This window comes from Litorivivens sp., from assembly GCF_057445395.1.
In genome coordinates, this window is sequence record NZ_JBVBUV010000005.1 from 22892 (window position 1) to 47425 (window position 24534).

The following is a 24534-nucleotide window of genomic DNA, read 5'->3' on the forward strand; positions in this document are numbered from 1 at the left end:
CCATGCTGGATATATGGATGAACCTCGCCTACCTGGCAGCAGCGATCCTGTTTATTCTGGGTATTAAAGGGCTGACCCGCCCGAAAACTGCCGTGCGCGGCAACATGATGTCAGCCACCGGTATGCTGGTTGCCGTTGCCGTTACCCTGCTCGACAACAGCATTATCAGCTTTGAGCTGATCATTGCTGGCGCCGTTCTCGGCGGTGTTATCGGCTTTGTTCTGGCCAAAAAAGTTCAAATGACTGCCATGCCTCAGCTGGTTGCCATTCTGAACGGCTTTGGTGGCGGCGCGTCACTGGGCCTGGCCGCTGCAAGCTACCTCCAGACTCTGGGCGGCGCGGGCTTTGCCGACGGCGCACTGGGCACGATCACCATGATCACAATTGCCCTGACCGTTATCATCGGCGCGGTAACCGTTACCGGCTCTGTGATTGCTTTTGCCAAACTGCAGGAAATCATGCCCGGCCAGCCGATTGGCTTTCCCGGTATGACGGGTTTTAACGGCCTGCTGCTGATTGGTGCTCTGGCAAGCTCCGTGATGCTGGCCATCGATCCGACCAACACGCTGTATTTCTGGCTGGCCATTGGCGCTGCTGCTGTTCTCGGCCTGACCCTGGTACTGCCCATTGGCGGCGCTGATATGCCAGTTGTTATTGCCCTGCTGAACAGCTACTCCGGTATCGCTGCGGCATTCGCCGGTTTCGTCATGGGCAACACCGTACTGATCGTATCCGGCTCACTGGTCGGTGCCTCTGGTCTTATCCTGACTAACATCATGTGCGTGGCGATGAACCGCTCTCTGCCCAACGTACTGTTTGGCCGCATGGGCGCAGACACTGGCGGCGAAGGCGCCGGCGACGAGATCTACGAAGGCAAAATCACCAGCGCATCACCCGACGAAGTTGGCATGCTGCTGGAAACTGCACAGAAAGTCATCATCGTACCCGGCTTTGGCATGGCACTGTCGCAAGCTCAGCACGCGGTGCGTGAACTGGCTGACGCTATCGAGCGCAACGGCGGTGAAGTGCTGTACGCGATTCACCCGGTTGCGGGACGTATGCCTGGCCACATGAACGTGCTACTGGCTGAAGCGGAAGTTCCCTACGAAAAACTGGTGGAGATGGAACGCATCAACCCGCAGTTTGACGACTGCGACGTGGCAATTGTGCTGGGCGCTAACGACGTAACCAACCCGATGGCCCGTGAAGACAAAGGCAGCCCAATCTACGGCATGCCCATTCTAAACGTGGACAAAGCCCGCACAGTTGTTGTTATCAAGCGCAGCTTGAGCGCTGGTTTTGCAGGCCTGCCCAACCCGCTGTTTGCTCTCGACAACACATTGATGGTGTTTGGTGACGGTAAGAAAGCGGTTGTGGACATCACCACTGCGCTGGAAAACGGCTAAGCACAGAGCCGCTTCACACAAAGCCCCCTCGCTTACGCTAGGGGGCTTTTTTTATGACCGATAACTTCATATTGATCAAATCCTGTTCAAATTTTTTCATTCTGCTATTGTTATGCTGTCGACAGCGGTCACATGCCAGAATTGGTGATCGATTGTTCAACCGGTAACGCTATCACTTCATTGCAAATAAGGATGCTTCGGATGGCCACAAGCAAAGCTTCAGACCCTATCGCTGCAATCAAAAAAGAAATCGAGTCACTGGAAAAGAAACTAGAATCAGCCCGTAACAGCCTCGTAGCGGATGCAGAGAAAGCCGTTGACCAAGCCAAAGGACAGGTGGAAAAGGCTCGCAAACGTATCAGCGACGAACAAAAGCGCCTGAAAGAGCTGCAGAATAAGGCTAAGAAAGAATTCAACAGCCGCTTGGATAAGCAGATTCAGAAAGCCAGAGAGGCACTGGATAAAGCCAAAGATCTTGAAGACGATGCACGCGCCGTGCTATCGCTAACCAAAGAAGATTTCGCCGCGATAAAACAGGAATACAACCGCGCCATTACGGCAAGCAAAGCGCGCCTGTCGGCCAAAAAGAAACCGACTGCCAGTAAGAAAAAAGCAGCCCCGAAAAAGAAAGCCGCCGCCAAGAAAAAAGCCGCTGCCAAGAAAGCCCCGGCTAAAAAGGCAGCAGCCAAAAAAGCCCCCGCCAAGAAAAAAGCCGCCGCGAAAAAGAAAGTGTAGTGCGCTAACCACTGAAGAGCTGAAGCGCCTACGGCGCTTCAGCTCTTGATCAAATCCGGCGCCAAATGCTCTACCATGGAGCGAATACCCGCGCGCCAATCGGTTTGTGTCTCACCAATGAGCTCATGCATGCGCGTGGTATCAATCTCAAGCGCTCCAAAAGCTTTAGGATTCGGGTTGAACACCGGCTCGAACCCGCTCAACTCGGAAAGATAGGCGCACCACTGCTCAATACTGACAGCCTGCGAACCCCCGAAATTTGTGGTGGTAACCTCTGGACTGGCAGCCGCCAACAGATAGGGAATTTTCTCCATGTAATCATTTGCGTGCAGCAGGTTGTAGGTATTGGGTTGCTCCGGATGCACATCAATCGGGATCCCTTCTTTCATCATCAGCAAATGAAAGAACGGCCAACCACCGTTATCGCCATAAGGCACGCTCAAACGCGCAATAGTTGTGGGAATGCCATGCTGATGAGCAACAAACCGACACACGGTTTCCGCCGCGATTTTTGCAATACTGTAGGTGGGGAACATCACGCGATGGTTATCCCCTAACGGATCAGACTCTTTGCGCGGCGAGTGTCCCGCATACTCGTAAACCGCGGTAGAAGAAAAGTGCAAAAACGCTTTCACACCACGGCAGTGAGTCATCAGGTTACCGACACCCTCGGCGTTAGCGCGCAGATCGTAGTCGAAATCACCGCTTTTCACGACTGCAAAGTTAAGAATGTAATCGAAATCTGTCGGGCAATTATCAAGCGATGCTTTATCAGCCAGATCAGCCCGCACCGTCGTAACACCAAGGCTTTCCACTTCCGCTCGCACCGCCTCATCCGTGAAACGCGCCAACGCGGTCACCTGAGCCATCTTTGCCAGTGCTTCCACTACCGGTCGCGCAACCTGCCCGGTCGGGCCGGTTATCAGAATTTTCTTATCGCTGAGATTTACAGGGGAAACGGGCATGACAACGGGCCTCTTGGTCGCAAAAGGCCCATTGTAAGACGGCTATTGGAGAAGGCTCGCCACCCAGACGGGTGACGGCAGTAAGATTACTCCTGACTGGCTACCTGATAGACATCGGACAACTGATCTGGCGCAGAGATCGTTGAGCGCAAATCGCGAATCAGCCCATCTTTAATGCTGTAAATCCAGCCGTGAACATACAGCTCCTGGCCGCGCGCCCAAGCATTCTGAATGGTGGTGGTGTGGCACACATTTTCAAGCTGCGCGAGCACATTGTATTCACACAACTTGTTGACGCGCTCCGTTTCATCCTCGATTGCTGCCAACTCTTGCTCATGCCGACGGTACACGTCCTTGATATTGCGCAACCAGTTATCAATAAGCCCGAACTGCGAGCTCCCCATGGCCGCCATCACACCGCCACAGCCATAGTGGCCACAGACGATCACGTGCTTTACTTTCAGCACTTCTACCGCGTACTGAATCACCGATTGGCAGTTGAGATCCGTGTGTATTACCACGTTGGCGATATTGCGGTGGACAAATACTTCCCCCGGCATCTTACCGACTATCTGATTAGCCGGAACCCGGCTGTCGGAGCAGCCAATCCAAAGGTATTCAGGGGTCTGCTGAGCAGAAAGCTGCTCAAAGAAAGTGGGGTCTTCCGCCTTGATCGCGGCGGCCCATTGCCGGTTGTTTTCCAGCAGGTTACGTGAAGAATCCATAGGGTATATCTCGTTACTTCGTTGTCAGTGAGAGTCGCGGGGCTCTTCGTCCCCGCGATATTCTACCCCTATCGGTAGGTAAGTTCAGCACTGAGGTTACGCGCGAAATCCTGAAGCTCGAGCATATTTTCGGGGCCCAGACGCCACATCCACTTAGTAAGAGCTGATGCGGCCTCCAGTTCAGGATCGGCAAACTGATAAAAAATATGAGGGCGAACCAATGTTGCTCCCATAGGTGGCTCGCTGACAGAACGCACTTGCCCCAGCGCAGCCATAAAGCGGTCGTGGAAATTGCCCTGCTTACCGAGCTCATCGTAGGCCTTTTCAAACAGAGGCAACCACTCGCGGTAGTAACGCGCTGCGTCCTGTACTGGAACCTCGGAAATCACGCCTATCAGATCATCCCAGCGCGAATAATTACCGCTGTCAGACACATAGGTTTCATCACCGGCGGGCAACACCAGAAAGGGATCGCGGTCATACTTGATCGGTGCGTGCTTGTAAGGAATTTTTCCGTCAGCCACAAGATCAATAGTCAATACCCACTTGCGTACCTGTTCAGCCGGCACCATCCAGCGAACCATGCGCTGAGCAAGGTCGGTGATAGCTTCTTTCACCCGAGCATCACTATTATTGACGCTCTTCGGCGCCGTCACCAGGTCAGGCGCGGCCACTTTCGGCTCTTCCTGTTCCATTTCAGTAGTTACTTTCGGGGCCGGAGTAGGGGCTGGCGCCTCCACCACCGGAGCCGGGTCTTTCTTGGGTACCGATTTTGGTTCCGGCTCAACAGTTACAGCGTCTTCTTTTGTTGTCGACTCTGCCGATTCTGAAACCGGTTCAACCTCGTTCCATTCAGACTGGGTCGAACTGTAAAACACGTAGCCCACAGCCCCAGAAATGACGACAAGTATCGCAAGAATGACTTTTCCGTTCACAACCACATCCTTTTTTTCACTTTATGCGTGGCATCATACTGGCGATTTCACCCGGATGCCAAGGGCTAGCCGCGACAACCTCGCAAGCCGATGAATGACCCACCACGCTTTTTTATGGGTATTCGCGGCACACGTCTGGCCAGTCACAGGTTAACGCCTGCGCCAAAACTAGACAGCGACCTCACAATGACTCTAATACCCTTGATTTAAAAGGAAAATTAGTTAACACTCCTTAACGTGACGCCACTTTGGGTCAATCCGCTGACGCCCCGACACAGCGTTAGCTGGCAGTGCTGCCGATATCACGATAATCAACAGCGGCGCGACTGGCCTTGATTAACGACAATGCAGCTATACTAACGACACATCGGCAGTAACCATGGCAGCGACAATGCAAAAAGTTTCTCTCAATAGTCTGGCCCGACGCCTCGTTAACGACGGCGTGCTCTCCAATGAGCAGGCGCTTGATGCACTGGAAGCAGCCCAGCAGGAAAAAACCACACTGGGACGCTATCTGGTCAGCAAGTCGCTGGTTGATGGTGTTCTTGTTGCCCAGGCCGCATCAGAGGAATTTGGGTCGCCGCTATTCGATTTACGTGCGTTCAACCTGGAACATGCGCCGCGCGATCTGATTGACACCAAACTGCTGAGCAAGCACTCGGTGCTACCGCTGATCAAACGCGGCAAAAAACTGTTTATCGCTATTGCTGACCCGACCAATTTGCGGGCGCTGGATGAAATAAAGTTTCACACCAATCTGGCGGTCGAGCCCATTGTGGTCGACGAGGCACTACTCAATGAAATGGTGCCCAAGTTCGTTGAAGCCCAAGAAGAACCGCTCGGCGGAGGCTTCGGCGACCTCGACGATGAAAGCCTCGATGCCCTGGAAGTAGAAGCGGTAGATCAGGATGGTGATGCCGGTGGTGATGCCAAACAAGAGGGTGACGACGCGCCGGTAGTTCGCTTCGTCAACAAGGTTCTTCTAGACGCCATCCGCGGCGGCTCGTCGGATATTCACTTTGAACCCTACGAAAAGACCTACCGGGTACGCTTTCGAACTGACGGCATTCTGCATGAAGTCGCCAAACCCCCGAAATCAATATCCGGACAGCTGGCTGCTCGTCTGAAAATCATGTCGGATATGGACATTTCCGAGCGCAGGATTCCGCAAGACGGCCGGATCAAGATGAGGCTGTCGAAAACACGATCGATCGACTTTCGGGTCAATACCCTGCCAACCCTGTGGGGCGAAAAGATCGTACTGCGGATTTTGGATCCCACGTCGGCGCAGATGGGTATCGACGCACTGGGTTATGAACCAGACCAAAAAGAAATGTACATGGCTGCGCTCAGCCAACCACAGGGTATGATTCTGGTCACTGGCCCCACAGGTTCCGGTAAAACCGTATCGCTTTACACCGGCCTTAATATCCTAAACACACCAGAAACCAACATTTCTACCGCCGAAGACCCGGTGGAAATCAACCTGGAAGGTATCAACCAGGTTCATGTAAATGCCAAGGTAGGGCTCGACTTCGCCTCCGCACTTCGCTCCTTCCTCCGACAGGATCCCGATATCGTCATGGTCGGCGAGATACGGGATCTGGAAACCGCTGAAATTGCGATCAAAGCCGCTCAGACCGGTCACTTGGTGCTATCCACGCTGCACACTAACAGTGCAGCCGAGACGCTAACGCGCCTGCGCAACATGGGGGTGCCGTCATTTAATATTGCCACCTCGGTCAGCCTGATTATTGCGCAGCGACTGGCACGCCGACTGTGTGGCGAGTGCACGCAACCTGCCGAGCTTCCCCATGAAACACTGGTAGAAGCAGGCTTCAGCGAAGAACAGATTGCCAGCGCAACCATCAACAAACCCGTTGGTTGCGCCCGTTGCAACAAGGGCTACAAAGGTCGTACCGGTATTTATGAAGTGGTTCGCATCACACCGGAGATCGCGCAAATTATCATGGAGGACGGCAATTCTCTGCAGATTGCGGCGCAACAACAAAAACACGGCTTCAACAGCCTGCGCCAGTCCGCGCTGCAAAAATGCGCCGCCGGCATTATCAGCCTGGAAGAAGTTAACCGCGTTACCAAGGACTAATCTATGGCCACCTCTACCGCAACAAAAACGACGACCTTTGTCTGGCAAGGCGTCGATAAGAAAGGGCAAAAGACACGCGGCGAAGTAACCGCTACCAATGCCACCGTGGTCAAGGTGCAATTGCGAAAACAGGGCATAACCGCCAGAAGCGTTAAAAAGAAACCAAAGCCGCTGTTTGAATCCAACAAAAAGATTACACCACAAGACATCGCCATTTTTACCCGCCAGATGGCCACTATGATGAAGGCTGGTGTCCCGCTGATTCAAAGCTTCGAAATAGTGGCTGAAGGCGCCGAAAACCCAACACTGCGCAAGCTGATCAGCGAAATAAAAGTTGACGTGGCCTCGGGTGCCGGTTTTGCCAAGTCACTCACCAAACACCCTAAATACTTCGATGACCTGTTTTGCAACCTGGTCGACTCAGGCGAGCAATCCGGCACACTGGAAACCATGCTCGACCGCGTGGCGACCTATAAAGAAAAGTCTGAAGCCCTCAAAGCCAAAATCAAGAAGGCCATGAACTACCCAATTGCGGTTGTATGTGTCGCCATCGTGGTGACCGGCATTCTGTTAGTGAAGGTTGTGCCACAGTTTGCAACCACCTTTGAGAGTTTCGGCTCCGAGCTACCCGCCTTTACCCAGCTAGTGGTGTCCATGTCTGAATGGATGCAAGCGAACTGGTTTATCTGTCTCGGCATCATTGTTGTCGCCAGCTATAGCTTTAAAGAAGCCCGCCAGCGCTCTAAGACTTTCTCCGACAAAGTGGACGCCCTTGCACTGAAGGCGCCGGTGGTTGGCGACATTGTCAACAATGCTGTTGTGGCGCGTTTTTCGCGAACACTCGCCACCACCTTCGCAGCCGGTGTTCCCCTGGTGGACGCTCTGCAATCCGTTAGCGGTGCTGCCGGTAACGCGGTATACAAAGAAGCCATCGACCGAGTGCGGGCTGATGTGACCTCCGGTCAAAGCCTGTATATGTCCATCAAGATGACAGGGCTGTTCCCGAATATGCTGCTGCAGATGGTGTCTATTGGTGAAGAGTCTGGTTCACTGGATGACATGCTCGACAAGGTCGCCACCTTTTATGAGGCCGAAGTGGACAACGCCGTGGATGGCCTGACCGCGCTGTTAGAGCCGCTCATCATGTCGGTCCTGGGCGTGCTGGTAGGTGGATTGATGATTGCTATGTACCTGCCAATCTTCGCAATGGGGGCAGCTGTTTAATCATGACCGACGGTTTATTGCTGGCGTACACCGTCAGCTTTGTGGTTTTCGCTGCGATAGGCAGCTTTTTCAACGTGGTTATCTATCGCCTGCCATTGATGATGGAAGCAGTATGGCGCAATGAATGTAAGCTGCTGCTGGAAAGCGAACACACAGAAGCAGACGACTCTGCGCAAAACTTCAATATTGCAATTCCCAACTCCCACTGCCCGAGCTGCAAAACGCCGATAAAAGTCTGGCACAACGTTCCGGTGATCAGCTACATCCTGCTGGGCGGAAAGTGCGCAGCCTGTAAGGCCCCCATCAGCTTGCGCTACCCGATCGTTGAGTTGTGCACTGCACTGCTGGGATTGGCATGTCTCTACCTGTTTGGCCTAAGCCCTTACGGGTTCGCCACCGCCGCCCTCTGCTGGACTTTGCTGATTCTTACGTTCATCGACATAGACCACCAGTTACTTCCAGACCAGCTTACCCTGCCCCTTATGTGGGCCGGCCTGTTGCTCAGCGCATTGGGCTTCAGCCCAATCACGCTGGACAATGCGGTCTGGGGTGCAGCCGTCGGCTACCTCAGCCTGTGGTCCGTGTACTGGTTGTTCAAACTGATCACGGGCAAAGAAGGCATGGGCTATGGAGATTTCAAGCTCCTCGCCGCACTGGGTGCTTGGCTGGGCTGGCAACAACTGCCTGTCATTATCATACTGTCGTCACTGGTAGGTGCGATCGTCGGTTCCATCTACCTCGCGCTAAACAAGTCCGACCACAATCGCACTATACCTTTTGGCCCTTACTTGGCAGGAGCCGGTTTGATCACGCTGTTTTGGGGTGAACTGATCGTCAATCAATATCTGCAACTTGCTGGCTTGAGATAATGTTTGTAGTAGGCCTTACTGGCGGCATTGGCAGCGGAAAATCGGCTGCGTCTGCTCATTTTGAATCGCTGGGCATTGCCTGTGTGGATGCTGACCAGGTATCCAGAGAAGTTGTCGAGCCCGGCTCTACCGCCCTTCAGGCGATAGCTGAGCGTCACGGCAATGGAATTCTACTCGCCGATGGCAGCCTGGATCGCGCGGCCTTGCGTAAAATCATCTTTTCATCAGAGGTAGAAAAGCAGTGGCTGGAAGCGCTACTGCACCCATTGATAGCCGAGGAAACCGGACGTCAGCTTATGTCCGCCAGCAGCCCGTATGTGCTGTTTGTCTCGCCCTTACTGGTTGAGTCTGGACAGGTAGCCTGGTGTCAGCGACTGCTTATTATCGATGTACCGGAGTCAGTGCAGATCAGCCGCACGATGGCTAGGGACAACAATGATCGCGCGCAAGTGGAAAGCATCATAGCCTCGCAAGCCACACGTCAGCAGCGTCTAGACGCCGCTGACGACGTGATTTGCAATGACGGCGACCTGCAATCCCTGCATAGCGCGGTCGAAAACCTACACAAACATTACCTGGAGCTGGCGAAGTCACATGCCAACCAAGCTTAAGACAGCAAAAGCATCTTCCACAGCCGCACAAAAAACACTGCGGGTAAAGTGCCCCGGCTGTCAGGCCGATGTGGTGTGGAGCCAGCAGAACCCATCTCGTCCTTTCTGCTCAGAGAGCTGTAAAAACGGAGATTTCATTGCTTGGGCCAATGGGGAGCGGGTAGTAGCGGGTGATGATTTGATGAGCGACGTGTTTTCAGGCGATCTTGAAAATTTCGAGTAGGCGATCAACGACCGGTTGATTAGCCTCGGGAAAGGCATAAGTTGTCAGCTCGGAGAGCGGGCACCAAAGCCAACGCTGACCTTCACGCCCCTGCGGCTGACCTGAAAAATCTTCCACCAGCAGAAAATCCAGCAGCACCGATTTATCACCGTAATCGTGAGCCACCTGCATCAGCGGACGGCACTGACGAACCGTCACACCCATTTCTTCATTCAGCTCGCGCCCAAGGGCAGCTTCAACGGACTCTCCAGATTCCAGCTTGCCGCCTGGAAACTCCCATAGCCCACCTTGATGCGCATTGGCGTGACGCTGTGCAATCAGTACGCTGCCGGATTTCACGACTACTCCGGCAGCCACATGAACGCGCTGCCGATTATTAGGAACGGTATTCGGCATTGATGGTGACATAGTCATGCGACAAGTCGGTAGTCCAGACCGTCTCTACCGCATCACCCCGATTAAGATCGATAAGAATATCGATATTTTCCGGGGCCATTGCCTGCTTGCCGGCCGCCTCGGTATAACTCTCCGCCAAACCGCCGGCCTCGGCTACAACAACACCATTAATAGATACGCTGACTTGCTCGACATCGAGATCGTCAATACCTGCGCGTCCAAGCGCAGCAAGTATGCGCCCCCAGTTCGGGTCGCTCGCAAATAGTGCTGTTTTCACCAGCGGCGATTCTGCCACTGTAAAAGCAGCCTTAAGACACTCTGCATTGCGCTGTCCGCCAGTAACTTTGACTGACACAAACTTGGTAGCGCCCTCTCCGTCGCGGACAATAGCTTGCGACAGCTCTATCATCACCTGATCAAGCCCCGCTTTAAGCGCCTCGTAGCTAGGTGATTCAGTTCCATCGATGACATCACCGCCGGCTTGGCCAGTTGCCACCAACACGCAGGCGTCATTCGTGGAGGTATCACCGTCAACAGTAATCCGGTTAAACGAGCGGTTCACTGCGTCGTCCAATAAACGCTGCAACACCGCCGGCGTTACTGCCGCATCCGTTGCCACAAAACCCAGCATCGTAGCCATATTGGGTTTGATCATCCCGGCGCCTTTAGAAATGCCCGTGATCGTGTATGGAGTACCGGGTACTTTCAATGACGTGGCTTTTGGTCGGGTATCTGTGGTCATGATCCCGGTCGCGGCAGCCAGCCAGTTGTCTGCACTGAGGAGCTCTGGCAGGGTTGGCATTGCCGCCTCAATTTTTGCCAGTGGTAGTGTTTCACCGATAACACCCGTTGAAAACGGCAATACCTGATGGGGCTCGCAGCCAGCAATCTCCGCCAATGCCTCGCAGCTGCGGCGCGCCGATGCCAGACCACGCTGCCCCGTTCCCGCATTGGCATTGCCGGTGTTAATCAGCAGGTAGCGCGGCGACCCCGCATGCAGATGCTCACGAGCCACCTGGACTGGCGCCGCGCAGAATCTATTCTGGGTAAATACCGCCGCTGTACTGGCGCCATCAGCAATCTCGAACAGCACTAGGTCTTTACGTCCAGGCCGCTTGATGCCAGCACTGCCGATCGCAATTCTTACACCATCAACCGGGTGCAATACTGGCAACTCACCACTTCCTACTGCCATATCTTAAGTTCCCAACCGGCCGTGACATTGCTTGTATTTTTTGCCTGAGCCACAGGGACACGGTTCATTGCGCCCCACTTTACGGCCGTCTCGCACAAATGGTTCCGCGCCCGGCGCGCCGTCATCGTCGCCGACCTGATCTGCCTCAAGCGCAGAAGCTTCGGCGTGCTGAAATTCCATGGCCTGACGAGCACTGGCTTCGCGCCGCTCTTTTTCCAGCGCTTCAACTTCGTCACTGCGCTGAATCTGGATATGGGCCAGAAAGCGAATCACCTCGTGCTTGAGTGACTCCAACATTTCCTGGAATAGCTCAAAGGCTTCACGCTTGTATTCCTGTTTCGGGTTTTTCTGAGCATAGGAGCGCAGATGAATACCCGCGCGCAGATGGTCCATCGTCGCCAGATGCTCTTTCCACAGGGTATCGAGCACTTGCAACATAATGTGGCGCTCTACCCGCCGCATGTCCTTACCAATGCCGTCACACTTGTTCTGATAGGCTTTGGTTACTTCCTCGAGCAACTTCTCTCGCAGACTTTCCTCGTGGAGTGCACTGTCGGCATCCAGCCACTCTCGAACCGGAGCCTTAATCGCAAACTCGGCTTCGAGACGTTTTTCCAGGCCCGGAACATCCCACTGCTCTTCAATGCTCTGGGGCGGGATATATTCATCGATTACGCCGTTTACGACATCTGCGCGGATGGCCTCGAGCATTGGCGTTATATCATCTTCTTCCAGCAGCTCATCGCGCTGTTGGTAGATAATCCGGCGCTGGTCGTTGGCAACATCATCGTATTCCAACAACTGCTTACGCACATCAAAGTTTCGCCCCTCAACCTTGCGCTGGGCCTTTTCAATGGCATTGCTTACCATGCGATGCTCGATGGCTTCACCTTTCTCGAGCCCTAGCGCCTGCATGATATTGCGCACACGATCGGAGGCGAAAATTCGCATGAGGTTATCCTCAAGCGACAGATAAAACCGCGACATCCCGGGATCGCCCTGACGCCCTGCGCGACCTCGCAGCTGATTATCGATACGGCGAGATTCGTGACGCTCGGTACCGATAATGTGCAGTCCCCCGGCGTCCAGCACCTGACGATGACGCACTTCCCATTCGGCGCGCATTCTCTGAGCTTCTGCCTCATCCGCCTTATCCAGCGCCTTGATTTCGGCCTCGACGTTGCCGCCCAAAACGATATCGGTACCGCGACCGGCCATGTTCGTGGCAATTGTCACCACACCCGGGCGACCGGCTTGGATAATAATTTCGGCTTCGCGCTCATGGAATTTGGCATTTAGCACGTTATGGTCGATTTTTGCGGCCTTGAAGCGCCGCGACATTTCTTCGGATGTCTCGATAGACGCGGTACCAACCAACACGGGGGCACCTTTTTCGATAATCTCGCGTACTTCCTCGACAATGGCGTCGTACTTTTCATCCTTAGTCAGGTACACAAGGTCATTCAGGTCACGGCGCTGACTGGGTTTGTTGGTGGGGATAACCACCACATCCAGACCATAAATATGCTGGAACTCGAAGGCCTCCGTGTCGGCAGTACCGGTCATCCCTGCCAGCTTCTCAAACAGCCGGAAATAATTCTGGAAGGTGGTAGAGGCCAGAGTCTGGCTCTCAGCCTGAATGTCGACATTTTCCTTGGCTTCAATCGCCTGGTGCAGACCTTCGGACAAACGGCGCCCAGGCATGGTGCGGCCAGTGTGCTCGTCGATCAACACCACTTGACCATCCTGAATGATGTATTCCACATCGCGGTGGTACAACACATGCGCGCGCAGCGCTGAATATACATGGTGCAACAGGTTGAGGTTGGTCGCAGCGTAGAGGCTATCGCCTTCTTCAAGCAAGCCGTCTTTCACCATCAGCTCTTCCACCAGCTCGTGGCCAGACTCTGTCAGCTCAACCTGACGCGCCTTCTCATCAATACTGTAATGGCCTTCGCTCTCCGGATCATCCGGATCTGTAGCGACCAAGCTGGGAATAAACTGATTAATCCGCTTGTACAGCCGCGAGCTGTCCTCGGCCTGTCCGGAAATAATCAGTGGCGTGCGCGCCTCATCGATCAGAATCGAATCAACTTCGTCCACTATCGCGAAATGCAGCCCGCGCTGGTAACGATCTTCCAGCGAAAACGCCATGTTATCTCGCAGGTAGTCAAACCCAAATTCGTTATTCGTGCCGTAGGTGATATCGGCCTGGTAGGCCTCACGCTTGGCCGCGCCGTCCTGACGAGACTCAACAACGCCCACTTTCAGGCCCAGGAATTCATACACTGGACGCATCCATTCGGCATCACGTCGCGCCAGATAGTCGTTGACGGTCACTACATAGACGCCTTTCCCGGTCAACGCATTCAGGTAGACCGGCAGAGTCGCGACCAGCGTCTTACCTTCACCCGTTTTCATTTCCGCAATGCGACCTTCGTGCAGCGTAATGCCACCGATCAGCTGGACATCGAAGTGACGCATGCCCATAACACGTCGGCTCGCCTCGCGCACTGCGGCAAAGGCCTCCGGCAGCAGGGCATCGAGCGACTCACCGTTACTCAGGCGTTCTTTGAAGACGGCCGTTTTTCCGCGTAAGGCTTCGTCACTGAGAGCCTTAAAGTCGTCTTCAAGCTGGTTAACTTGCAGCACCAGCTTGCCCATACGCTTGAGTTCTCGATCATTCTTGCTGCCAAAAATTTTCTTGAATACGCCAGCTATCATCTATGAATTCGCTTGTAACTTCGTTTTGAATGAGTGGTGTGCCGGATACATGCCCACATGCTGGCTATCACCATGGAAAACACAACGTGGGCTTTGGGTGGCAATCACCAGGCAATTGCGCGGTGATGCGATATCGGCAAGTGCGCCAATATCGCATAGAAAGACGGGGATTTCCACGCCTGTAAAGGCCCGGAGGTACAACGATCAGCCGATCGCTGCGACAGGATTTACGTAAGAGATCGGCGCATCTGCGATATCGTCGAAAGTTACCATTTCCCAGGCATCTTCCTGTGCGATGAGGGCACGCAGCGAGGCATTGTTTAGCCCATGACCACTTTTATACGCACGAAACTCTCCAATCAGGCTGTAGCCCAATAGATAGAGGTCGCCGATAGCATCGAGCACTTTGTGTTTCACAAACTCATCTTCGTAGCGAAGCCCGTCTTCGTTCAGGATGCGGTATTCATCAACAACAATCGCATTGTCGACACTACCGCCCTGGGCAAGACCTTTCGAGCGCAGATATTCGATCTCATGCATAAAGCCAAAGGTACGTGCACGGCTGACCTCTTTTACAAACGAGGTGCTGGAAAAATCGAGCTCAGCTTTGGGTCTGCGGTCACGAAATACCGGGTGATCAAAGTTAATGGTAAAGGAGACCTTGAAGCCATCAAAAGGGAGAAAACTGGCTACCTTGTCTCCATCCTTAACCGTGATTTCCTTTTTAATACGGATGAATTTCTTCGCGGCATTCTGCTCTTCAATACCAGCGGACTGGATCAAGAAAACAAAAGGCCCTGCACTACCATCCATAATAGGCACTTCAGCTGCACTGAGCTCGACAAAGGCGTTATCGATTCCCAATCCAGCCATGGCTGACAATAGGTGTTCTACGGTTGACACACGCACCCCGTCTTTGACCAAGGTCGAAGACAGCGTGGTATCGCCCACATTCTCTGCTCGCGCAGGAATCTCGACAACCGGATTCAGATCCGTACGGCGAAATACAATGCCGTTATCCACAGGAGCCGGCTTGAGGGTGAGATATACTTTTTCACCCGTGTGCAACCCCACGCCAGTGGCGCGGATCGTGTTTCTCAATGTGCGTTGTCTAATCATTATCCTGCTAATTTCTCACATGCAGAGGCTAGCGCATGTTAACAGAGCAAACGCCATTCACCAAATGTCAGCTGGCTAAATTGTGACCAGCAACGCCTTTAATCAGCCTGTCGGCGAAGGAACGCTGGAATATCCAAATATTCCATGTCGCGATCCTCTACCGGAGCCGTCGCGACCGCCTCTCGCGCAGGCGCAGATTTGCGCATCACGGTTGGCCGATCCAGCTGCCGATAGTCGCTGGCCGTTTTTGGCTCAGAAGGCTTATTTTCTACTACTTTCAATGGGATATCACCACCATCAAGCCCGGTAGCTACCACGGTCACACGTAGCTCATCGGTCATTTCAGGATCGATAACCGTACCCACGACTACAGTTGCCTGGTCAGAGGCAAACTCGCGCACAGTGTCACCCACATCGGAGAATTCACCCAGAGACAGGTCCAGACCCGCCGTGATATTCACAAGAATACCCCGCGCACCCTGCACGTTGACGTCTTCCAGCAGTGGGCTGCGAATCGCCGCCTCTGCGGCTTCGATAGCCCGGTTCTCGCCCGAGGCAATACCAGAGCCCATCATGGCCATTCCCATCTCGGACATAACCGTTCTCACGTCCGCGAAGTCAACGTTGATCATGCCCGGACGGATAATCAGGTCAGCGATACCCTGAACCGCGTTGAGCAACACATTGTTGGCCGCTTTGAAAGCGTCCAGCAGGCTAGTGTTTTTACCCAGTACGCTCAGCAACTTCTCATTCGGAATGGTGATCAGTGAGTCCACGTGCTCGCGCAGCTCACGCATGCCCTGCTCAGCCACTTCCATCCGCTTACGTCCTTCGAAAGGGAACGGCTTGGTTACAACAGCAACGGTCAGAATGCCCAGCTCGCGTGCCACCTCTGCAACCACCGGCGCGCCACCAGTCCCTGTACCGCCACCCATGCCAGCAGTAATGAAGACCATATCGGCACCTTCCAGCGCTTCCTGAATGCGGTCGCGATCTTCCATCGCAGCCTTTCGACCCACTTCCGGATTGGCGCCGGCTCCCAGCCCCTTGGTAATGTTGTTGCCCAGTTGCAGGACAGTGCGCGAGCAGATGTCCGTAAGCGCCTGAGCGTCGGTGTTTGCGCAGATAAAATCTACGCCATCCACCTGATTGGCTATCATGTGTTTCACAGCATTTCCGCCACCACCACCAACGCCGATGACTTTAATGACTGCACTTTGCGGTACATTGTCTACTAGTTCAAACATGGTCTTTCTCCCTTTTTAGCGATTGGGCTCAGCGTATGTGAACCCGGTTACTAAACTTAAAAATTGCTCTGTATCCACTGCTTCAAGCGCTCAACAAAACTGACATTGAGGTGCTTGCTGCGTTTTCTGCTAACGTCACTACCGTGCTGTTTAAAACCGTATTGCAGCAACCCCACGCTGGTTGAATAGATGGGGTTGCGCACAATGTCAGTCAGGCCGCTAATATCCTGGGGCACGCCCAGGCGGACTGGCATATGAAAGATTTCCTCGGCCAATTCGATCACACCTTCCATTTTGGATGTTCCGCCGGTGAGTACGATGCCCGCAGCGATCATGTCTTCGTAGCCACTGCGACGCAGTTCGGCCTGCACGAGGGTGAACAGCTCGTCGTATCGAGGCTCCACCACCGCTGCCAACTGCTGTCGCGACAGGTCGCGCGGCGGCCGCTCTCCCACACTGGGCACCTTTATAGTTTCGTCTTCGCCGGCTAGCTGAGTAAGTGCGCAGGCATACTTGATTTTGATTTCTTCCGCGTATTGGGTGGGTGTGCGCAGCGCCATGGCTATGTCGTTAGTCACCTGATCACCCGCAATAGGAATCACACCCGTGTGCTTGATAGCTCCTTCCGTGAAGATGGCGATATCCGTCGTGCCACCTCCGATATCTACCATGCAAACGCCGAGCTCTTTCTCATCCTCTGTAAGCACTGCATAGCTCGACGCGAGCTGCTCGAGGATGACGTCTTCAACCTCAAGGCCGCAGCGCCGAATACATTTTTCGATGTTCTGCACCGCATTGACGGCACAGGTCACCAGATGCACTTTCGCCTCGAGCCGCACGCCCGACATACCAAGCGGTTCTCGGATTCCCTCCTGATCGTCCACCACGTATTCCTGCGGCAGTATGTGCAACACTTTCTGATCCGCTGGAATCGCTACCGCCTGCGCGGCATCTATGACCCGTTCCAGATCAAGCGGATACACTTCACGGTCGCGAATCGCCACAATGCCGTGAGAATTGAGGCTGCGAATATGGCTGCCGGCGATACCGACGTATACGCTGTGAATCTGGCAGCCGGCCATTAACTCGGCCTCTTCCACCGCGCGCTGAATCGACTGAACCGTGGATTCAATGTTCACTACCACGCCTTTCTTCATGCCGCGCGACGGATGGGAACCAATGCCGACGATTTCAAGTACACCGTCATCATTGATGGAACCGACAATGGCCACGACTTTCGACGTACCAATATCAAGCCCAACGATCATTCGGTCTGTATGCGCACTCGCCATAATTACCTCCCAGCTTCCGCAGTGATTTGCGCATAAGGCAAAATGTTATTGTTCAAGAGCGAGCTCCCTTCCAGTCGACGGCGATACCGTTGATGTAACGTGTATCGACCTGTTGCACGTCGGCAAAGCGCTCATGCAATGCCTGCCGGTAAACCAGTAAAAAGCGTTTCATACTGTGCACCGGCCTTGTATTTCCCAAGCGTATCTCCACATTCTCGCGGGTTACGCCTACCCATTGACCCTTTTCATCCAGCGACAGCTGACCGAGTTGCAGCGGCGTTTCCGCCAACATCTGCGCGATTAGCTGGTAGGCTTGCAGCACAGCAAGAGCAGAGCTTTCCGGCCCTCTGAGCATGGGTAGCTCCAAATCTCGCGACAGCGTCGCAGGCGTAAATATCTCGCCGCGATTATTAATAAAACTGTCGCGCCCCCAGTAAGCAATGGGTGACTGCTCTTCAATAGTGATAGTTAACGACCAGGGCCAACTGCGCTCCACGCGAGCTGAAAACACCCAGGGTTCTTGCTCAACACTGTGCTTAATTTCATCGAGCGCCAGTGCGAAATACCCTTTATCCAGATGCGGAGCCACCCGTTCAATCAAATCCTCCCGCGCCACGTACTGCGCGTTGCCCGCAAAAGCAACACGCTCTACCGAGACACTGCCCACACTCAGGATGAGTTGCCCAAAGAATCCCAGCACCGCCACACATATGGCCAACGATAAGGTCAGCCGCAAAAGCGGAAACCAGTTGCGTTGCACCCGTGGACGATGACGCTTTGGTTGCGCGCCTCGCTTTTTAACTGGCTTATTCTGCTTTCTCGCCATCACAAAGCCTGCAACATGATTCGTAACACCAACTCATCAAAACTCCAGCCCATCGCGCGCGCAGCCATCGGCACCAGGCTATGATCAGTCATCCCCGGGATTGTATTTACCTCCAGCAACTGAAATTCGCCTGTGTCGGCATCACGCATGACATCGACGCGCCCCCATCCACTGCACCCCACCGCACGGAACGCTCGCAGTGCCAGATCTTGCAATTGCTGCTCTTCCTGCGCGCCGAGACCACAAGGACAGATATATCGCGTATCGTTCGACTGATACTTGGCCTGGAAATCGTAAAAGCGATTATTAGTTTCAAGCCGAATTGCCGGAAGCGCTTCGTCACCGACAATCGCCACGGTGTATTCAGCTCCAAATACCCATTTTTCTGCGAGACTCACGCCATAGCGAGTCGCGCCGGCAACCGCCTCTGCCAGTTGCTCCGCAGAAGACGCGCGCATCATTCCAATACTCGACCCTTCGCATACCGGCTTGACAATACATTCTCCCAGCTGCGCAAACACCGCGGACAAATCAGATGCTTCATCGACCACTTCAAACGCCGGTGTCGGCAGCGACTGACCTGCCCACAACAATTTAGTGCGCAGCTTGTCCATAGCTATTGCCGATCCAAGCACACCACTGCCGGTATAGCGCAAACCCATACATTGCAACGCGCCTTGCACCGTACCGTCTTCGCCACCGGGACCGTGCAATGCGACGAACACCAGTGCTGCCCGCTGGGCGGATTCCATCCACTGAGAATCGGCAGTGTCAATCAGCTCCGCCGCCAAGCCACTGCGCTGCAGCGATTCGAGCACGGCGTTACCCGAGCGCAGAGAAATCTCACGCTCAGCCGAACGACCGCCCGCTAGAACGACGAGTGGGCCATTCAGTCGCGAACGCACTTCGTCGATCAAGGTCTTTCCACTCATGAATGCCACGCCATATTTGCCAACTGCTGCGCTATTCCACCGACGTTGCCCGCCCCCTGAGTCAGCACAACATCGCCCGCACGAACGACTGATAACAGCACTTCAGACACGTCGTTCATGTCCTCAACAAAAATTGGATCGACTTTACCCAACTGCCGAATACTGCCGCACAGGCTGCGCGAATCCGCACCGGGAATCGGGCCCTCACCTGCGGCGTAAACATTGAGCATCAGCAACATATCCACATCGGACAACACGCGTACAAAATCATCGTAGAGGTCCTTAGTCCGCGTGTACCGATGCGGCTGATAGATCATCAGCAGACGGCGATCCGGCCACGCCTGACGCGCGGCGCGGATAGTAGCCTGCACCTCAGTCGGGTGATGCCCGTAATCATCCACCAGCGTTGCGACACCATCGCCCACTGCATAATCACCATATATCTGGAAGCGTCGACCCACTCCCTGATAGGTTTCAATACCCTTACAGATATGCTCGCTCGCAATTCCTTCATCCGTAGCAACGGCAATTGCAGCGGTGGCGTTCAAGACGTTGTGTAAACCTGGCTGATTCAGCGTCAGCGACAACACATCACCTTCTGCACGACGCATTACCTCAAAGTGGGTTTTCAGTCCGTCTTTCACAACCTCCCGGATCTGGAAATCTGCATCCTCGCTGAAACCGTAGGTCAGTATCTGACGAGCCATACTGGGCATCAGTTCGCGAATTACCGGATCGTCAACGCAGACCACCGCGACACCATAAAACGGCAGGTTGTGCAAAAATTCGATGAACGTGCGCTTCAACTTTTCAAAATCGCCGCCGTAGGTACCCATGTGATCTGGTTCGATATTCGTGATCACGGAAACCATGGGTTGCAGATGCAGGAATGATGCGTCGCTTTCGTCGGCTTCTGCCACCAGGTAACGACTTTCACCAAGCTTGGCGTTAGTGCCGGCACTGTTCACTTTGCCGCCAATCACGAAAGTGGGATCTAGCTCCGCCTGCGCAAAAATATTGGTGATCATACTGGTGGTAGTGGTTTTGCCATGGGTGCCGGCAACGGCAATGCCATGCCGATAACGCATGAGCTCTGCCAGCATTTCCGCTCGGCGCACGACAGGTGTTCGCGACTCCTGCGCAGCGGCAACTTCCGGATTCTCCGGATTGATGGCGCTTGAGACCACAACGACATCGACGCCTGCAATATTTTCTGCCGCGTGCCCGATCGCTACGGCGATACCATTACTGCGTAGATGCTCAACGGTCGACGTATCTTTGATATCAGAACCCGACACGGTATATCCGAGGTTTGAAAGCACCTCGGCAATACCGCACATACCCGCACCGCCAATACCGACAAAATGAATACGCTTGACCCGGCGCATTTCTGGAATAACAAAGGAATCTCCGCGCTTAGCCATGAGCCACCTCCAGGCAGTAGCCAGCAGCGACGGCAGCAGCATCCGGCTTGGCCAGTTGTCGCGCCGCCGTAGCCATCTGCAAAAGCGCGCCACGATTCTTTGCAGCGCCCATGAGTTTCTCGGTCAACAACTCAACCGATAGTGATGATTGCTCCAGAATTTCACCTGCTCCGTTTTCTTCAAGCCAGCGCGCGTTAGCGCGCTGGTGGTCGTCAATGGCCTGTGGCAGCGGCACCAACCACGAGGCAACACCGGCGGCCGTCAATTCAGCAACTGTCAATGCACCCGCCCGGCACAACACCACATCTGCCCACGCGTATGCTTCAGCCATATTGTCGATAAAGGCTTCGGCCCTAATCGAAATATCGGCGTCGATCCTCGCGTTTCGATAGGCCTCATTCATAGCCTCAATATGTGCCGCGCCCGTTTGATGCCATACATCCAACGCCAGGCCTTTGGGTAATTGCGCGACAGTCTGAGTCACCGCGCGGTTAATCGCCAACGCGCCTTGGCTTCCACCCAATACCAACAAACGCAACCTCTCGCGCTCAGCGCAACGTGTCTCTGGCGCTGGCAGCAAACTGATATCCGCACGCACCGGATTACCGATATGCACGGCTTTATCTCCGCCTAACGCTACCGGGTAACCGGTAAGTATTCGTCGTGCAAAACGCGCCAGCAGTCGATTGGTCGTACCCGGTACAGCATTCTGTTCGTGAATCAGTAAGGGTGTGCGAGTCAGCCAAGCTGCCAATCCACCGGGACCGGCCACATAGCCACCGAGGCCGATAACACAGATCGGCTTGACCCTTCCGATTAGCACGACAGCGCTAAGCAGACTTTGCATTGCTTTTACTAGCGCCGTAATCCGCGATAAAAGACCTTTGCCACGTATGCCCTGTACAGGCAGAGTATGTAGCGTTATACCAGCTGCCGGCACCACACGTGCTTCGATACCGCGCGCCGTACCTAACCACTGAACCGCGACACCGCGATCCTGCAGTGCTCCGGCAACTGCCAGCGCCGGGAATACATGCCCGCCGGTACCACCGGCCATGACCAACACAGTTTCTACGGAGGCATCAACGCTCATGCGTACCTCCATTTTCCTGACTGATACGCGCAACCATGCTTGCCATGATTACGCAAACGAGAAGACTACTGCCGCCATAGCTCATGAAGGGCAAAGTTAAACCTTTTGTTGGCAGCAGGCCGGTATTTACGCCTATGTTGATAAAAACTTGGGCTGCTAACATTATTGCTATGCCGTATGCGACAAAGCCATTGAACGGCATTCCTTTGAGTTCAGCATCGCGTGCGATACGCAAAATACGCGCTATAAAAATGGCGTACAAAGCCAGCACCAGCATGGCCCCAATAAATCCAAATTCTTCTGCCCAGATCGCGAACACGAAGTCGGTATGCGCTTCAGGTAGATAAAACAGTTTCTGTACGCTGTTACCCAGCCCGATGCCCATCCACTCACCACGGCCAAAGGCGATCAATGATTGGGTCAACTGATAACCGCTGTTAAACTGGTCTGCCCAAGGGTCGGTAAACGCCGTCAGGCGTTTCATTCGATACGGCGACACCATGACGGTAATCGCAAGCACTCCCGCGCTGGCAGCAATCACCGCAAGAAACTGCATCAGTTTGACACCCGCCAGGAATAACAGAGCCAAAGCCGTGCCTACAGTGACCACCGTGGCACCAAAATCCGGCTCCATCATCAGCAGCAGTGTCACCATGGCAACTACCGCCATCGGTTTCACAAAACCGGCGAATTTACTCTTCACCTCTTCGTGGCGACGCACCAGGTAGCCGGCCAGGTACAACACCACGGTCAACTTGACGAATTCTGAAACCTGCAGCGTTAATGGGCCGAAAGCCAACCAGCGACGACTGCCATTGACCTCGCGACCGATACCAGGAATTAATACAAGCGCCAACGCGATAAACCCGCCTAACAGGAGCAACCAGCTGTATTTGCGCCAGGCATCCATGGGCACCTGATAAGTCATTACGCCCAACACGGCCGCCAACCCCAGATAAAAGCCGTAACGCTTGGCAAAATAAAACGCGTCGCCATATTGTCTAGCCGCAAATTCAATAGACGCCGACGACATGGCCACAAAACCAATAATGAGCAGCGCAGCCAGCAGACCCAGGTACAAACGGTCCAGATACTGCGCGTCGGCGCGGTGCTGATTGATCGCCTCAAGCATGCGCACCTCCTGCTGCCAACTGGTTCACCGCCTCAACAAAACAGGCACCTCGATGCTCGTAATTATCAAACATGTCAAAACTTGCGCAGGCGGGAGACAGCAGAACCGCGTCGCCTGACTGAGCTATACCTGCGGCCTGGGCCACCGCATCCTGCATTGTCTGTGCAAGCACAGTGGGGATGCGCGCTGCGACCATATCCAACAAGTCCTGAGCGGATTCGCCGATAAACACCGCACCGCGCCCTACTTTTACTAGGGCCTCCGCAACCGGCGAAAGATCCGCACCTTTCGCCTGACCACCCGCGATCAGTACAAGGCGGTAGCGTGACCCCAGCCCTTCAATTGAGGCAACGGCCGCGCCCACATTGGTGCCTTTGGAATCGTTAAAATAGTCCACGCCATTTACCTGGGCGATGAACTGACAGCGATTGGGCAAGCCACCAAAACGCGTCAACGCCTCTAGCATGGCTGCCATTGGCAGACCCACGGCGCGACCCAAAGCCAATGCAGCCAGCGCATTGGCCTGATTGTGGCGACCGGCAATACGCAATTCATCACATGGCAGCAGCGCATCGCCATCGCAAGCGAGGTATTCGCGGCCCTCTTGAATCAGCAGCCCAAACTGACCGCGATCAGGTTTCTGTAACCCAAAGCTGGCGACTTTGACATCCTCTGGTACCAAGGGCTGCGTCAGCATATCGTCACGATTAATCACCGCTTGTCGACAGCCGCGAAAAATGCGGTGCTTTGCCTGGTGATAGGCAATCAGCGAACCGTGATGATCGAGATGGTCCTCACTGACATTCAGCACGGTAGCCACTTCGGCCCCCAAATGAGCACAACGCTCAAGCTGGAAGCTCGACAACTCAACGACATAAAGTTCAACCGTATCATCGAGCAAATCCAACATTGGCGTACCAAGGTTGCCACCCACTGCAACGCGGCGACCGGCGGCCTCGGCCATCTCGCCGACAAGTGTCGTCACGGTGCTTTTGCCGTTTGAACCGGTAATTGCGACAATCGGTGCACTCGCGTGCTGCGCGAACAGATCCAAATCCCCTGTTACGCGAACACCCGCTTGGCTGGCACTGGCGATCGCTGGTTCACGCAACGAGACTCCCGGGCTTACATATAACTCATCCGCACCATCAAATTGACCAATGGTAAAGCGACCCAAGACAACCTCCACCTCGGGAAACTCAGCCTTAAACGCTGCCAGAGCGGGCGGCGCATCGCGATTGTCAGCCACGACAAAGCCCAGCCCTTTGGAGGCCAGAAATCGCGCGCAGGACAACCCGGTGACACCGAGGCCAACGATAACGCGAAGCTTGTCTGAGGCGATCAGGCTCATACT

The 24534-nt window shown here is 54.3% G+C and carries 22 protein-coding genes; 7 read left to right on the top strand and 15 right to left on the bottom strand.

Features of this window, described 5'->3' with window-relative positions:
• Positions 1 to 2 precede the first annotated feature (2 nt).
• Together AC222A_RS03005 and AC222A_RS03010 are read left to right on the top strand one after the other, a co-directional pair.
• On the top strand, positions 3 to 1406 hold the full coding sequence (locus AC222A_RS03005) for an NAD(P)(+) transhydrogenase (Re/Si-specific) subunit beta (protein ID WP_372750161.1): 1404 nt from the start codon (positions 3 to 5) through the stop codon (positions 1404 to 1406).
• Positions 1407 to 1607: 201 nt separating this feature from the next.
• The gene (locus AC222A_RS03010) at positions 1608 to 2141 is read left to right on the top strand and encodes a hypothetical protein (protein ID WP_486774619.1); all 534 of its coding nucleotides are present in this window, start codon (positions 1608 to 1610) and stop codon (positions 2139 to 2141) included.
• A gap of 38 nt (positions 2142 to 2179) precedes the next feature.
• Here the strand turns inward: AC222A_RS03010 and AC222A_RS03015 are convergent, their stop codons facing one another.
• The 3 genes from AC222A_RS03015 to AC222A_RS03025 form a co-directional block, all read right to left on the bottom strand.
• Entirely contained in the window at positions 2180 to 3106 is a 927-nt protein-coding gene (locus AC222A_RS03015; protein WP_486774620.1) for an NAD-dependent epimerase/dehydratase family protein, read from the bottom strand.
• Positions 3107 to 3192: 86 nt separating this feature from the next.
• On the bottom strand, positions 3193 to 3831 hold the full coding sequence (can, locus tag AC222A_RS03020; protein WP_372749805.1) for a carbonate dehydratase: 639 nt from the start codon (positions 3829 to 3831) through the stop codon (positions 3193 to 3195).
• Positions 3832 to 3899: 68 nt separating this feature from the next.
• Positions 3900 to 4766, bottom strand: a complete 867-nt coding sequence (locus AC222A_RS03025) for a DUF3014 domain-containing protein (protein WP_372763604.1) — start codon at positions 4764 to 4766, stop codon at positions 3900 to 3902.
• Between the two features lie 391 nt (positions 4767 to 5157).
• Between AC222A_RS03025 and pilB the strand changes: the two genes are divergently transcribed.
• From pilB to AC222A_RS03050, 5 genes are read left to right on the top strand one after another with little or no spacing between them, the layout of a single operon-like run.
• On the top strand, positions 5158 to 6873 hold the full coding sequence (gene pilB / locus AC222A_RS03030; RefSeq protein ID WP_372763605.1) for a type IV-A pilus assembly ATPase PilB: 1716 nt from the start codon (positions 5158 to 5160) through the stop codon (positions 6871 to 6873).
• 3 nt (positions 6874 to 6876) lie between these two features.
• The gene (locus AC222A_RS03035; protein ID WP_372781179.1) at positions 6877 to 8097 is read left to right on the top strand and encodes a type II secretion system F family protein; all 1221 of its coding nucleotides are present in this window, start codon (positions 6877 to 6879) and stop codon (positions 8095 to 8097) included.
• Positions 8098 to 8099: 2 nt separating this feature from the next.
• Positions 8100 to 8966 carry a prepilin peptidase gene (locus AC222A_RS03040; RefSeq protein ID WP_372748735.1) on the top strand — a complete coding sequence of 289 codons (867 nt, stop codon included), beginning with the start codon at positions 8100 to 8102 and terminating at the stop codon, positions 8964 to 8966.
• Positions 8966 to 9577 (top strand): dephospho-CoA kinase, encoded by a 612-nt coding sequence (coaE, locus tag AC222A_RS03045; protein WP_372748734.1) that lies wholly within the window; start codon positions 8966 to 8968, stop codon positions 9575 to 9577. The genes AC222A_RS03040 and coaE overlap by 1 nt, the downstream gene beginning before the upstream one ends.
• The gene (locus tag AC222A_RS03050; protein ID WP_372763608.1) at positions 9561 to 9800 is read left to right on the top strand and encodes a DNA gyrase inhibitor YacG; all 240 of its coding nucleotides are present in this window, start codon (positions 9561 to 9563) and stop codon (positions 9798 to 9800) included. Before coaE ends, AC222A_RS03050 begins: the two co-directional genes overlap by 17 nt.
• On the opposite strand, the gene mutT is transcribed toward AC222A_RS03050, so the two are convergent.
• The 12 genes from mutT to murD form a co-directional block, all read right to left on the bottom strand.
• A complete protein-coding gene (gene mutT, locus AC222A_RS03055) occupies positions 9774 to 10214 on the bottom strand; it encodes an 8-oxo-dGTP diphosphatase MutT (protein WP_486774621.1) in 441 nt (146 codons plus the stop codon). The two genes, AC222A_RS03050 and mutT, sit on opposite strands and share 27 nt — an antisense overlap.
• Positions 10177 to 11391, bottom strand: a complete 1215-nt coding sequence (gene argJ, locus AC222A_RS03060; protein ID WP_486774622.1) for a bifunctional glutamate N-acetyltransferase/amino-acid acetyltransferase ArgJ — start codon at positions 11389 to 11391, stop codon at positions 10177 to 10179. The genes mutT and argJ overlap by 38 nt, the downstream gene beginning before the upstream one ends.
• Positions 11392 to 11394: 3 nt before the next feature.
• Entirely contained in the window at positions 11395 to 14115 is a 2721-nt protein-coding gene (gene secA, locus AC222A_RS03065; RefSeq protein WP_486774623.1) for a preprotein translocase subunit SecA, read from the bottom strand.
• Positions 14116 to 14319: 204 nt separating this feature from the next.
• Positions 14320 to 15234 carry a UDP-3-O-acyl-N-acetylglucosamine deacetylase gene (gene lpxC, locus AC222A_RS03070; RefSeq protein WP_372748729.1) on the bottom strand — a complete coding sequence of 305 codons (915 nt, stop codon included), beginning with the start codon at positions 15232 to 15234 and terminating at the stop codon, positions 14320 to 14322.
• Between the two features lie 98 nt (positions 15235 to 15332).
• Positions 15333 to 16481, bottom strand: a complete 1149-nt coding sequence (gene ftsZ, locus AC222A_RS03075; RefSeq protein ID WP_372758509.1) for a cell division protein FtsZ — start codon at positions 16479 to 16481, stop codon at positions 15333 to 15335.
• 56 nt (positions 16482 to 16537) lie between these two features.
• Positions 16538 to 17773: a cell division protein FtsA gene (gene ftsA, locus AC222A_RS03080; RefSeq protein ID WP_372763611.1), complete on the bottom strand. Its 1236-nt coding sequence runs from the start codon at positions 17771 to 17773 to the stop codon at positions 16538 to 16540.
• 52 nt (positions 17774 to 17825) lie between these two features.
• A complete protein-coding gene (locus tag AC222A_RS03085; RefSeq protein WP_372750008.1) occupies positions 17826 to 18599 on the bottom strand; it encodes a cell division protein FtsQ/DivIB in 774 nt (257 codons plus the stop codon).
• Positions 18599 to 19531 carry a D-alanine--D-alanine ligase gene (locus AC222A_RS03090; protein WP_372750007.1) on the bottom strand — a complete coding sequence of 311 codons (933 nt, stop codon included), beginning with the start codon at positions 19529 to 19531 and terminating at the stop codon, positions 18599 to 18601. The genes AC222A_RS03085 and AC222A_RS03090 overlap by 1 nt, the downstream gene beginning before the upstream one ends.
• On the bottom strand, positions 19528 to 20955 hold the full coding sequence (murC, locus tag AC222A_RS03095; RefSeq protein ID WP_372758972.1) for a UDP-N-acetylmuramate--L-alanine ligase: 1428 nt from the start codon (positions 20953 to 20955) through the stop codon (positions 19528 to 19530). Before murC ends, AC222A_RS03090 begins: the two co-directional genes overlap by 4 nt.
• Positions 20948 to 22048, bottom strand: a complete 1101-nt coding sequence (gene murG / locus AC222A_RS03100) for an undecaprenyldiphospho-muramoylpentapeptide beta-N-acetylglucosaminyltransferase (protein WP_372758971.1) — start codon at positions 22046 to 22048, stop codon at positions 20948 to 20950. The genes murC and murG overlap by 8 nt, the downstream gene beginning before the upstream one ends.
• The gene (gene ftsW, locus AC222A_RS03105) at positions 22038 to 23180 is read right to left on the bottom strand and encodes a putative lipid II flippase FtsW (protein WP_372749892.1); all 1143 of its coding nucleotides are present in this window, start codon (positions 23178 to 23180) and stop codon (positions 22038 to 22040) included. Before ftsW ends, murG begins: the two co-directional genes overlap by 11 nt.
• On the bottom strand, positions 23173 to 24531 hold the full coding sequence (murD, locus tag AC222A_RS03110; RefSeq protein ID WP_486774624.1) for a UDP-N-acetylmuramoyl-L-alanine--D-glutamate ligase: 1359 nt from the start codon (positions 24529 to 24531) through the stop codon (positions 23173 to 23175). The genes ftsW and murD overlap by 8 nt, the downstream gene beginning before the upstream one ends.
• Positions 24532 to 24534 lie beyond the last annotated feature (3 nt).

What these genes read in the sequence shown, in the direction of transcription:
- AC222A_RS03035 (WP_372781179.1), top strand. Translation starts at nt 6,877, where the DNA reads ATGGCCACCTCTACCGCAACAAAAACGACGACCTTTGTCTGGCAAGGC.
- AC222A_RS03040 (WP_372748735.1), top strand. Translation starts at nt 8,100, where the DNA reads ATGACCGACGGTTTATTGCTGGCGTACACCGTCAGCTTTGTGGTTTTC.
- pilB (WP_372763605.1), top strand. Translation starts at nt 5,158, where the DNA reads ATGCAAAAAGTTTCTCTCAATAGTCTGGCCCGACGCCTCGTTAACGAC.
- murD (WP_486774624.1), bottom strand. Translation starts at nt 24,531, where the DNA reads ATGAGCCTGATCGCCTCAGACAAGCTTCGCGTTATCGTTGGCCTCGGT.
- argJ (WP_486774622.1), bottom strand. Translation starts at nt 11,391, where the DNA reads ATGGCAGTAGGAAGTGGTGAGTTGCCAGTATTGCACCCGGTTGATGGT.
- mutT (WP_486774621.1), bottom strand. Translation starts at nt 10,214, where the DNA reads ATGACTATGTCACCATCAATGCCGAATACCGTTCCTAATAATCGGCAG.
- coaE (WP_372748734.1), top strand. Translation starts at nt 8,966, where the DNA reads ATGTTTGTAGTAGGCCTTACTGGCGGCATTGGCAGCGGAAAATCGGCT.
- AC222A_RS03005 (WP_372750161.1), top strand. Translation starts at nt 3, where the DNA reads ATGCTGGATATATGGATGAACCTCGCCTACCTGGCAGCAGCGATCCTG.
- ftsW (WP_372749892.1), bottom strand. Translation starts at nt 23,180, where the DNA reads ATGCTTGAGGCGATCAATCAGCACCGCGCCGACGCGCAGTATCTGGAC.
- ftsZ (WP_372758509.1), bottom strand. Translation starts at nt 16,481, where the DNA reads ATGTTTGAACTAGTAGACAATGTACCGCAAAGTGCAGTCATTAAAGTC.
- AC222A_RS03090 (WP_372750007.1), bottom strand. Translation starts at nt 19,531, where the DNA reads ATGAGTGGAAAGACCTTGATCGACGAAGTGCGTTCGCGACTGAATGGC.
- secA (WP_486774623.1), bottom strand. Translation starts at nt 14,115, where the DNA reads ATGATAGCTGGCGTATTCAAGAAAATTTTTGGCAGCAAGAATGATCGA.
- ftsA (WP_372763611.1), bottom strand. Translation starts at nt 17,773, where the DNA reads ATGGCGAGTGCGCATACAGACCGAATGATCGTTGGGCTTGATATTGGT.
- can (WP_372749805.1), bottom strand. Translation starts at nt 3,831, where the DNA reads ATGGATTCTTCACGTAACCTGCTGGAAAACAACCGGCAATGGGCCGCC.
- lpxC (WP_372748729.1), bottom strand. Translation starts at nt 15,234, where the DNA reads ATGATTAGACAACGCACATTGAGAAACACGATCCGCGCCACTGGCGTG.
- AC222A_RS03085 (WP_372750008.1), bottom strand. Translation starts at nt 18,599, where the DNA reads ATGGCGAGAAAGCAGAATAAGCCAGTTAAAAAGCGAGGCGCGCAACCA.
- AC222A_RS03010 (WP_486774619.1), top strand. Translation starts at nt 1,608, where the DNA reads ATGGCCACAAGCAAAGCTTCAGACCCTATCGCTGCAATCAAAAAAGAA.
- murC (WP_372758972.1), bottom strand. Translation starts at nt 20,955, where the DNA reads ATGGCTAAGCGCGGAGATTCCTTTGTTATTCCAGAAATGCGCCGGGTC.
- murG (WP_372758971.1), bottom strand. Translation starts at nt 22,048, where the DNA reads ATGAGCGTTGATGCCTCCGTAGAAACTGTGTTGGTCATGGCCGGTGGT.
- AC222A_RS03050 (WP_372763608.1), top strand. Translation starts at nt 9,561, where the DNA reads ATGCCAACCAAGCTTAAGACAGCAAAAGCATCTTCCACAGCCGCACAA.
- AC222A_RS03015 (WP_486774620.1), bottom strand. Translation starts at nt 3,106, where the DNA reads ATGCCCGTTTCCCCTGTAAATCTCAGCGATAAGAAAATTCTGATAACC.